Annotated in this window: 10 protein-coding genes; 9 read left to right on the top strand and 1 reads right to left on the bottom strand. The window is 73.4% G+C overall.

All coding sequences use genetic code 11. The features are described from left to right. Positions 1-31: 31 nt before the first annotated feature. Positions 32-718 (bottom strand): peptide-methionine (S)-S-oxide reductase MsrA, encoded by a 687-nt coding sequence (gene msrA / locus ACFUC1_RS19185; protein WP_379122666.1) that lies wholly within the window; start codon positions 716-718, stop codon positions 32-34. A gap of 124 nt (positions 719-842) precedes the next feature. Here msrA and ACFUC1_RS19180 point away from each other — a divergent pair, with 124 nt between their 5' ends. The 9 genes from ACFUC1_RS19180 to ACFUC1_RS19140 all read left to right on the top strand — a co-directional run bounded on the left by ACFUC1_RS19180 (position 843) and on the right by ACFUC1_RS19140 (position 9,092). Next, a complete protein-coding gene (locus tag ACFUC1_RS19180) occupies positions 843-1,838 on the top strand; it encodes a GNAT family N-acetyltransferase (RefSeq protein ID WP_379122664.1) in 996 nt (331 codons plus the stop codon). Next, on the top strand, positions 1,835-2,305 hold the full coding sequence (locus tag ACFUC1_RS19175) for an MOSC domain-containing protein (RefSeq protein ID WP_379122662.1): 471 nt from the start codon (positions 1,835-1,837) through the stop codon (positions 2,303-2,305). Before ACFUC1_RS19180 ends, ACFUC1_RS19175 begins: the two co-directional genes overlap by 4 nt. 21 nt (positions 2,306-2,326) lie before the next feature. After that, positions 2,327-3,514 (top strand): cystathionine gamma-synthase, encoded by a 1,188-nt coding sequence (locus ACFUC1_RS19170; protein WP_379122660.1) that lies wholly within the window; start codon positions 2,327-2,329, stop codon positions 3,512-3,514. A 78-nt stretch (positions 3,515-3,592) separates the two neighbouring features. Next, positions 3,593-4,915: a glutamate mutase L gene (locus ACFUC1_RS19165; RefSeq protein ID WP_379122658.1), complete on the top strand. Its 1,323-nt coding sequence runs from the start codon at positions 3,593-3,595 to the stop codon at positions 4,913-4,915. Between the two features lie 9 nt (positions 4,916-4,924). Next, positions 4,925-5,365 (top strand): VOC family protein, encoded by a 441-nt coding sequence (locus tag ACFUC1_RS19160; protein WP_379122656.1) that lies wholly within the window; start codon positions 4,925-4,927, stop codon positions 5,363-5,365. Between the two features lie 68 nt (positions 5,366-5,433). Beyond that, the gene (locus tag ACFUC1_RS19155) at positions 5,434-6,408 is read left to right on the top strand and encodes an ATP-binding cassette domain-containing protein (RefSeq protein ID WP_379122654.1); all 975 of its coding nucleotides are present in this window, start codon (positions 5,434-5,436) and stop codon (positions 6,406-6,408) included. Further along, complete coding sequence (locus ACFUC1_RS19150) at positions 6,405-7,262, top strand: ABC transporter permease (RefSeq protein WP_379122652.1); 858 nt, start codon at positions 6,405-6,407, stop codon at positions 7,260-7,262. The genes ACFUC1_RS19155 and ACFUC1_RS19150 overlap by 4 nt, the downstream gene beginning before the upstream one ends. A gap of 52 nt (positions 7,263-7,314) precedes the next feature. After that, the gene (gene ilvA, locus ACFUC1_RS19145) at positions 7,315-8,538 is read left to right on the top strand and encodes a threonine ammonia-lyase (RefSeq protein WP_379122650.1); all 1,224 of its coding nucleotides are present in this window, start codon (positions 7,315-7,317) and stop codon (positions 8,536-8,538) included. Further along, positions 8,538-9,092 carry a GNAT family N-acetyltransferase gene (locus ACFUC1_RS19140; RefSeq protein ID WP_379122649.1) on the top strand — a complete coding sequence of 185 codons (555 nt, stop codon included), beginning with the start codon at positions 8,538-8,540 and terminating at the stop codon, positions 9,090-9,092. The genes ilvA and ACFUC1_RS19140 overlap by 1 nt, the downstream gene beginning before the upstream one ends. The last annotated feature ends 392 nt before the right edge of the window (positions 9,093-9,484 follow it).

Here is a 9,484-nt window from a genome sequence, read left to right as displayed (position 1 = left end):
GTGCCACTTCGGGCACGAGTCGCCCTCGGCGTCAGGCGCCGGAGTCGTTGGTGCGCAGCACGCTCTCCTGCGACGGCAGCTGGTCCTGCTTGACGATGCCCACCGGGCAGGTCATGCCCTTGAACCCGTGGTTGCAGTAGCCGCCGGGGTTCTTGAACAGGTACTGCTGGTGGTAGTCCTCGGCGTAGTAGAACGGCCCCGCGTCCTGTGCCGACCGGACCTCGGTCGTGATGGCGCCGTACCCGTGCTCGGTGAGGACCTTCTGGAACGACTCCTTGGTGGCCTCGGCCGCGATCCGCTGGCCCTCGGTGGTCCAGTAGATGGCCGAGCGGTATGCCGTGCCGATGTCGTTGCCCTGCCGGTTCGCCGTCGTCGGGTCGTGGTTCTCCCAGAACTCCTTGAGCAGCAGCTCGGGCGAGGCCTGCTCGGGGTCGTAGGCGACGAGCACGGTCTCGGCGTGGCCGGTGCGGCCGGTGCACGTCTCCTCGTACGTCGGGTTGGGGGTGAACCCGCCCATGTAGCCGGCCGCGGTCGCGACGACACCGGGCTGCTGCCAGAAGATCCGCTCGGCCCCCCAGAAGCAGCCCATCGCGACGTAGAGCACCTCGGTGCCCTCGGGCCAGGGGCCCTCGACGGGCGTGTGCAGCACCAGGTGCTCCGGTGCGATCGAGAACGGCCGGGTGGGGCGGCCCTGCAGGGCCTCCTCGGCGGTGGGCATGGTCGACTTGCTGCGGCTCCCGAAGATCACGCCCTGTGCAACGCGACCGCGCCCGTGGCTGTTCCTGTGCAGGGTCGCCGGAAGTCCTTTGCCGTCGCCGGACCGGGTGCGACAGGGTGGGCGGGTGGACGGCATCGTGGCGATCGACCCCGACGGCCCGGACGAGGCGTTCCTCGGCTGGTGCGACGTGCTCCTCGCGTCCGCGCGGCACGGGCTGGGTGCGCTGCACGCGGGCCGCTCGCCGGAGGAGCGCAGGGTCCAGCTGCGCGACCCGGCCCGGCGGGCGCTCGCGTTCGCGACGCGCGACGAGCACGGCGACGTCGTGGGCGCAGCCTGGCTCGCCCTGCCGCTGCACGACAACCTGCGCCTCGCGGTGCTCGAGCTCGCCGTCCACCCCGACCACCGGGGGCGGGGGCACGGGCGCCGGCTGCTCGAGCACGCCGAGGGCCTCGTGCGCGAGGCGGGCCGTGACCTCGTCGTCGCCGACACCCAGTGGCGGGCCGGCTCCGAGGACGTGCACGGCGGGTTCGCGCGGCGGTTCGGCTACGCGTCCGCCCAGACCAACCTGCGCAGCTCGCTGGCCCTCCCACTCGACCGGGACCGCCTCACGGCGGTGGCCGCCGACCACGACGGGGACGGCTACGTCCTGCGCACGGCACTCGGCGGCATACCCGACGCGTGGGTGGGGGCCCGCGCGCTCCTGGGGCGGCGGATGAGCACGGACGTGCCGCTCGGCGACCTGCAGCTCGAGGAGGAGGCCTGGGACGAGGAGCGGGTCCGCGCGGACTACGAGCGGATCGTGCACGCCGGGCGGACGGCCGTGGACACCTTCGCGTTCGCGGCCGACGGCTCGGTGGCCGGCTACACCCAGACGACAGTCACGAGTGACCCGACGGTCGTGTACCAGCAGGACACGCTCGTCCTGCGCGAGCACCGGGGCCACCGGCTCGGCCTGCGGATGAAGGCCGCCAACACGCTCGCCCTCATGGACCACCTGGCGGGACCCGCCACGGTCCGGACATGGAACGCGCAGGAGAACGCACCGATGCTCGCCGTCAACCGCGAGCTCGGGTATGCCGAGGACGCGGCGATGCGTGAGTGGCAGAAGGAGCTTCGGTGAGCCTGGTCGTCGTCGAGCCGGGGACGTCCCTCGGCGAGGTCGTCTCGATCCACGTGGCGCCGGCCCGCCGGATCCCGACGCGGTCGGTGCCGGAGGTCGTCGCCGAGGCCGGGGCCGGGCTGGTCGGCGACCGGTACCACGGGTCGCGGCACCGGCACGTGACGATCCAGTCGGCCCTCGACCTCGAGGCGGCGGGCGCGGCCCTGGGGTCGGTCGTGGAGCCCGGCGCCACCCGGCGCAACCTCACGGTCTCCGGCGGTCCGGTTCCGGGCAGGCCTGGGACGCGGGTCCGGGTGGGGGAGGTGCTGCTCGAGGTGGTGCGCCCGGCGGCACCGTGCCGCCTGCTCGACGACTGGATCGCCCCCGGTGCGATGAAGGCGATGCACGCCCGCGGCGGCACGGTGTTCCGCATCCTCGAGGGTGGCCGGCTGCACGTCGGCGACCCGGTGGTCGTCGAGTCGCCCTGAGCGACGGCTAGCCTTGCCGCCATGAGTGACGACGTGCGGCAGCAGGGGTTCTCGACCAGGGCGATCCACGCCGGGCAGGAGCCCGACGCGGGGACCGGTGCGGTCATCACGCCGATCTTCCAGGTGTCGACGTACAAGCAGGACGGCATCGGCGGATTCCGCGGCGGCTACGAGTACTCGCGCTCGGCGAACCCCACCCGCACCGCGCTCGAGGAGTGCTTCGCCGCGCTCGAGGGCGGCGTCCGGGGGTTCGCGTTCTCCTCCGGGCTGGCCGGCCAGGACACCGTGCTGCGCGCCCTGCTCACCCCCGGTGACCACGTGGTCGTCCCCAACGACGCGTACGGCGGCACGTACCGCCTCTTCAACAAGGTGCTCACGCCCTGGGGCGTCGAGCACTCCATCGCTCCCATGGGGGACGTCGACGCGGTCCGCGCGGCCATCCGGCCCGGCACGACGAAGATCGTCTGGGTCGAGACGCCGACCAACCCGCTGCTCGGCATCGCCGACATCGAGGCGCTCGCGGCCGTGGCGCACGAGGCCGGTGCCCTGCTCGTCGTCGACAACACCTTTGCCAGCCCGTACCTCCAGCAGCCGCTGTCGCTCGGCGCCGACATCGTCACCCACTCGACCACCAAGTACTGCGGCGGCCACTCCGACGTCGTCGGCGGCGCGGTCGTCGTGGGCCACGAGATCGCGGTACCCGGGTACGCCGACGCAGCGGACCGGATCGCCTTCCACCAGAACTCGATGGGCGCGGTCGCCGGGCCGATGGACGCCTGGCTCGTCCTGCGCGGACTCAAGACGCTCGCGGTCCGGATGGAGAAGCACAGCGACAACGCCGAGCGGGTCGTGGAGTTCCTCAGCAGCCACCCGGCGATCAAGGCCGTGCACTACCCGGGCCTGGAGAGCCACCCGGGCCACGAGGTCGCGACAAAGCAGATGCGCCGGTTCGGCGGGATGATCTCGTTCCAGGTCAAGGCGGGCGAGGACGTCGCCGTCAAGGTCTGCGGCGAGACCCAGCTGTGGACCCTCGGGGAGTCCCTCGGCGGCGTCGAGTCGCTCATCGAGCACCCGGCGCGCATGACGCACGCCTCCGTCGCTGGCACCGAGCTCGAGGTGCCGGCCGACCTCATCCGCCTGTCCTGCGGCATCGAGGACGTCGACGACCTCATCGCCGACCTCGGCCAGGCGCTCGACCGGCTCGGCTGAGCCGGGCACCGGAGCCACCGAGCCACCCAGCACGACCGCCACCACGACACCGCCACCGGCGAAGACCCTCCTGCCGCCATGCCCCTCGCGCTCGCCGTCGACTTCGGGTCGACCTTCACCAAGGCCGCCCTCGTCGACACCGGCGACGGCCGGCTCGTGGCGACGGCCTCGACGCCGACGACCATCGGCACCGACGTGCTCGACGGCTACCGCTCGGTCCTCGACGAGCTCGAGTCGCACGGCGCGCCGGACGAGGTCGTCGCCTGCTCCAGCGCCGGTGGCGGCCTGCGGCTGGCTGTGGTCGGGTACGAGCGCGACGTCACCGCCGAGGCCGGTCACCGGGTCGGCCTGAGCGCGGGCGCCCGGGTCGAGCACGTCGCGGCGGGGCGGCTCGACGGCGCCGGGGTGGCCGCCCTGCGGGTCAGCCGCCCCGACATCGTCCTGCTCGTCGGCGGCACCGACGGCGGGAACGCCGACGTGCTGCTGCACAACGCCACCCGCCTGGCCAGGGCCCGCATCACGGCACCGGTGGTCGTCGCCGGCAACGCCGACGCCGCCGAGGAGGTGGCCGCGGTCCTCGCCTCGACCGGGCGCACCTTCACCGTCACCGACAACGTCCTGCCACGGATCGGCGTCATCATCCCCGACGCGGCCCGCGCGGCGATCCGGGCGGCGTTCCTGCACCACGTGATCGGCGGCAAGGGCCTGTCCCGGGGCCCCGAGTTCGGCCGCCTGGTCCGGGCCGCCACCCCCGACGCCGTCCTCGGGGGAGTCGAGGTGCTGGCCGACGCCGTCGGCGGCGACGTGCTCGTCGTCGACATCGGGGGCGCCACGACCGACGTCTACTCCGTCATCACGCCGCAGGGCGAGGACGCCGGGCTCGCCAAGGACGTCGTCGCACCGCTGTGGCACGCGCGCACCGTCGAGGCCGACCTTGGCATGCGCTGGAACGCCGAGGGCGTCGTCGCAGCCGCCGCCCGCGAGCACCTCCCGGTGCCAGACGGCCTCGAGGCGTATGCCGCGCGGCTGGCTGCCGATCCCGGTCACCTCCCCTCGGACGACCACGAGCGAGCGCTCGACCTCGCCCTCGCCCGCACCGCCGCGGTGGTCGCCGTGCGCCGCCACGCCCGCCCGGCCGGGCCCGGCAGCAGCCCGCGGCCCCTGGCGGACGTGGCCGTTGTCGTGGGGTCCGGGGGAGTGCTCCGGCACTCGCCCGCGCCCGACCGCGACGCCGTGCTGACCGCCGTCGCCACCGACCACGCAGGCGGCTGGAAGGTGCCCCGGGACGCGCGGGTGGTGACCGACACGGCATACCTGCTGGCGGCGGTGGGCCTGCTCCGCGAGGGGCACCCGGAGGCGGCGCGGGCGCTCGCCTCGACCGTTGTCTGGGGTCGGGCCTAGCGTCGGGCCATGGCCGACGACACCGCTGTCCCGATCCCGCCGAAGCCGCTGCTCGACCTCGTCATCCTCGACTGCCCCGACGCGCTCGAGCTCGCGAGGTTCTACTCCGAGGTCCTGGGGTGGCCCCTCGAGGACGGGTCCGACCGCGACTGGTCGACCCTCGTGCCACCGGGTGGTGGCCTCGCCCCGGACAACCCGGACGGGCGCGCGGCGCTGGCGTTCCAGCGCATCGACGACTACCGGGAGCCGACCTGGCCGGGCGGCTCGCACCCGCAGCAGTTCCACCTCGACCTGTGGGCCGGCGACATCGACGCCGCCGAGCCCGCGGTCCTGGCGGCCGGGGCTCGCGTCCACGACCACCAGCCCTCGGAGACGGGGACCTTCCGCGTCTACACCGACCCGGCCGGCCACCCCTTCTGCCTCATCGGCCGCGCGACCAAGGCCGGCTGAGGCCGGGCCGGGCCGGGGGTGCCGAAAATGGGTCGAACGACCGCCGCGAGCCGACCTACGCTCGAACGATGAGCGCGCCCGCCATCGAGGCCGAGCACCTCGTGAAGACCTTCGGCGACACCCGGGCCGTCGACGACGTCAGCTTCGTCGTGCCGCAGGGGACCGTGCTGGGGCTGCTCGGGCCCAACGGCGCCGGCAAGACCACGACGGTGCGGATGATGACGACCCTCACCACCCCCACGGCGGGGACGGCGCGGGTCGCCGGGCACGACGTGCGCACCGACCCGGACGCCGTGCGCCGCTCCATGGGGCTCACCGGGCAGGCCGCCACCGTCGACGAGCTGCTCACCGGGCGGGAGAACCTGCGCCTCATCGGCTCGCTGTACGGCCTGTCCTCCTCCTACGTCCGGGGCGCCAGCCGCGACCTGCTCGAGCGGTTCTCGCTCACCGACGCCGGCGACCGCGTCGTCAAGACGTACTCCGGCGGCATGCGGCGGCGGCTCGACCTCGCCGTCAGCCTCATCGCCACGCCGCCGGTGCTCTTCCTCGACGAGCCCACCACCGGGCTCGACCCGCGCAGCCGGGTGGAGCTGTGGGAGGTATTGCGCGGGCTCGTCCGCGACGGGACGACCCTGTTGCTCACGACCCAGTACCTCGAGGAGGCCGACCAGCTCGCCGACCGGATCGTCGTCGTCGACCGGGGGCAGGTCATCGCCGAGGGCACGGCGCTCGAGCTCAAGGACCGCAGCGGTGCCGCCGCGATCGTGCTGACCGTGTCGCGGGCCGAGGAGCTGGCCGCCGCCGAGGCGCTGCTGCGCGCGCACGTCGGCGAGGTGCACGTCGACCACGGTGCCCGCCAGCTGACCGCTCCGGCCGAGGGGCTGCGCGACATGACCCGCATCGCGGCGGTGTTCGAGGGCAGCGAGATCGAGCTCGACGACCTCGGCCTCAAGCGCCCGAGCCTCGACGACGTCTTCCTCAGCCTGACGGGCCACCGGGCCGAGGACGGCGAGGCACCGCACGACGAGGAGGTTCTCGCATGAGCACCGACACCGGGGTCCGCCAGACCGCCAGCGGACTGGCCAGGCCGCAGATCCAGCGCACCGGGCTGCTGCGGCAGTCCCTCGCCATCACGCGGCGCAACCTCATCCACATCAAGCGGATGCCCGAGATGCTCATGGACGTCACCATCCAGCCGGTGATGTTCGTGCTGCTGTTCGCCTACGTGTTCGGCGGCTCGATCGCCGTGCAGGGCTCGCCGGCCGGGTACCGCGAGTGGCTGATGGCCGGGATCATGGGCCAGACCATCGCCTTCGCCTCGTTCGTCGTGGCCGTCGGGCTGACCGCCGACATCGACAAGGGGATCGTGGACCGCATGCGGTCGCTGCCGATCCACCCCTCGGCCGTCCTGGTGGGCCGCAGCATCTCCAGCCTCCTGCACTCGAGCATCGGCATCCTCGTCATGTCGCTGACCGGCCTGTGCGTCGGCTGGCGCATCCGCGGCGGGTTCGTCGACGCGGTGCTGGCCTACCTGCTGCTGCTCCTGTGGGGCTTCGCGATGATCTGGGTCGGCATCCTCGTCGGCTCGGCGATGCGCTCGGTCGAGTCGGTCAACGGCCTCATGTTCACCACGATGTTCCCGATCACGTTCCTCGCCAACACCTTCGCCCCCAGCGAGCACATGCCGCACTGGCTGCGCGTCATCGCCGAGTGGAACCCCATCTCCGCACTGGTCCAGGCCGTCCGGCAGCTCTGGGGCAATGCCGGCCCCGTGCCCGCGGACGCCCAGCCGCCGCTGCACCACCCGGTCCTCACCACCGTGATCTGGACGGTCGGGCTGACCCTGGTGATGGCCCCGCTGGCGATCCGGGCGTTCAACCGCAGGGTGCGGGACTAGGGCCCACGCCGGGTGGTCCGGAGGGCGTCCGGCGGGTACTAGCCTGCTCGCCATGGCACCACCGATGCTGTCCGTCTCCCTGGAGGACATCCGCGCTGCGCAGGACCTGCTCAGCGGGGTCGTCCGCCCCACGCCCCTCGAGTACAGCCGGGCCCTCACCGACCGGGTCGGCTGCGAGGTCTTCCTCAAGTGCGAGAACCTCCAGCGGGCGGGGTCCTTCAAGATCCGTGGTGCGTACACCCGGATGTCGCGGCTCTCCGACGAGGAGAAGGCGCGCGGCGTCGTCGCGGCCAGCGCCGGCAACCACGCCCAGGGCGTCGCCCTCGCCGGGCAGCTGCTCGGCATCGACGTCAAGGTCTACATGCCGCACGGCGCCCCCATGCCCAAGCTGCTCGCCACGCAGGCCTACGGCGCGACGATCGAGCAGGTCGGGACGACGATCGACGAGTGCCTCGTCAAGGCCCGTGAGTGGGAGGCCGAGACCGGGGCGGTGCTGATCCACCCGTTCGACCACCGCGACATCGTGGCCGGCCAGGGCACCGCCGGGCTCGAGATCCTCGAGCAGTGCCCCGAGGTGAGGACCATCGTGGTCAGCACCGGCGGCGGCGGCCTGCTCGCCGGCATCTCGGTCGCGGTGAAGTCCGCCCGCCCCGACGTGCGGGTCATCGGCGTCCAGGCCGAGCAGGCGGCGGCATACCCGCTCTCCCTCGCGGCCGGCAAGCCGGTGCCGTACGAGCGGATGCAGACCATGGCCGACGGCATCGCCGTGGGCATGCCCGGCGACGTGCCCTACGAGCTCGTCCGGGACCTCGTCGACGCCATCGAGACGGTGAGCGAGGAGGAGCTCTCGCGGGCGCTGCTCTTCGTCCTCGAACGGGCCAAGCTCGTCGTCGAGCCGGCCGGGGCCGCTGCCGTCGCGCACCTGCTCGCCCGGGCCGGCCAGCCGGTCGACGGGCCGGTCGTGGCGGTGCTGTCCGGCGGCAACATCGACCCGCTGCTGCTCCTGCGGATCATCCGGCACGGCATGGCTGCCGCCGGCCGCTACCTGCAGTTCCGGGTGCGGGTGTCAGACACCCCCGGCCACCTCGCCCGCCTGCTGGCCGACTGCGCCGCCGTCGACGCCAACGTCCTCGAGGTCGAGCACATCCGCACCGGCACCACGATCCGCGTCGACGAGGTCGAGATCGGCCTGCAGCTGGAGACCCGCGGCCGCCAGCACTGCGAGGAGGTCCTGCGCACGCTGCGCGGCAAGGGCTACCAGCTGAAGTTCGGCTGATGGGCGACTCCCGCGATCCCCGGCCGCAGGATGGTCGGCGGGTCACCCGGCTGGTCCGGGAGTCCGACGCGGAGCGCCTCGCCGAGCTGCTGGTCGCCAACCGTGAGTTCCTCGCGCCGACGGCCCCCGACCGCCCGGCGTCGTACGCCACGGCGGAGGGCCAGCGAGAGCTCGTCGCGACCCGGCTCGCCGAGTACCGGGAGGGAACCCGGCTGCCGCTCGTGGTGCTCGACGAGGACGGCGACGTGGTCGGCCAGATCACGCTGAACGAGATCGTCCGCGGGCCGTTCCAGTCGGCCAACGTCGGCTACTGGCTCTCCGAGCACGCCGGCGGTCGCGGGCTGGCGACGGCCGCGCTGCGCGAGGTGGTGCACGTCGCGTTCGACGAGCTGGGCCTGCACCGGCTCCAGGCGGGAACCCTGCTGGACAACGTCCGCTCGCAGCGGGTGCTGCTCAGGTGCGGCTTCACGGTGATGGGTGACGCCCCGGCATACCTGCACATCGCGGGGCGCTGGGCCGACCACCGCCTCTTCCAGCTCGTCTCCGACCGCTGACCGGGACCGGAGCGCGAAGGGCCCCCGCCACCCGTGCTCGTCACCCGGCCGCCACCCCCGTCCGTCACCCCCGCTCGTCACCCCCGCTCGTCACCCCCGCTCGTCACCCCCGCTCGTCTGCTCGCACATGCGCGTCCCACTGCGCGCGGATCCGCTCTGCGCGCAGTGCCACGCAGGTGTGTGCGCAGACCAGCGGGCAGACCAGACCAGCGGGCAGTCCAGACCAGCGCGCACGAGGCCAGCGGACACTCCAGACCAGCAGACACTCCAGACCAGCGGGCACTCCAGACCAGCGGGCACTCCAGACCAGCGGGCACTCCAGACCAGCGGGCACACCTGGCAGGCACCCCCTGGGCCCACAGCCCGGGCACGACGGAGGGGCCGCCCGGTCG

This window comes from Pedococcus sp. NPDC057267, from assembly GCF_042668795.1.
Taxonomy (GTDB): Bacteria; Actinomycetota; Actinomycetes; order Actinomycetales; family Dermatophilaceae; genus Pedococcus.
Note: the sequence above shows the minus strand (reverse complement) of the source record. Positions and strands in the feature narration are given on the sequence as shown.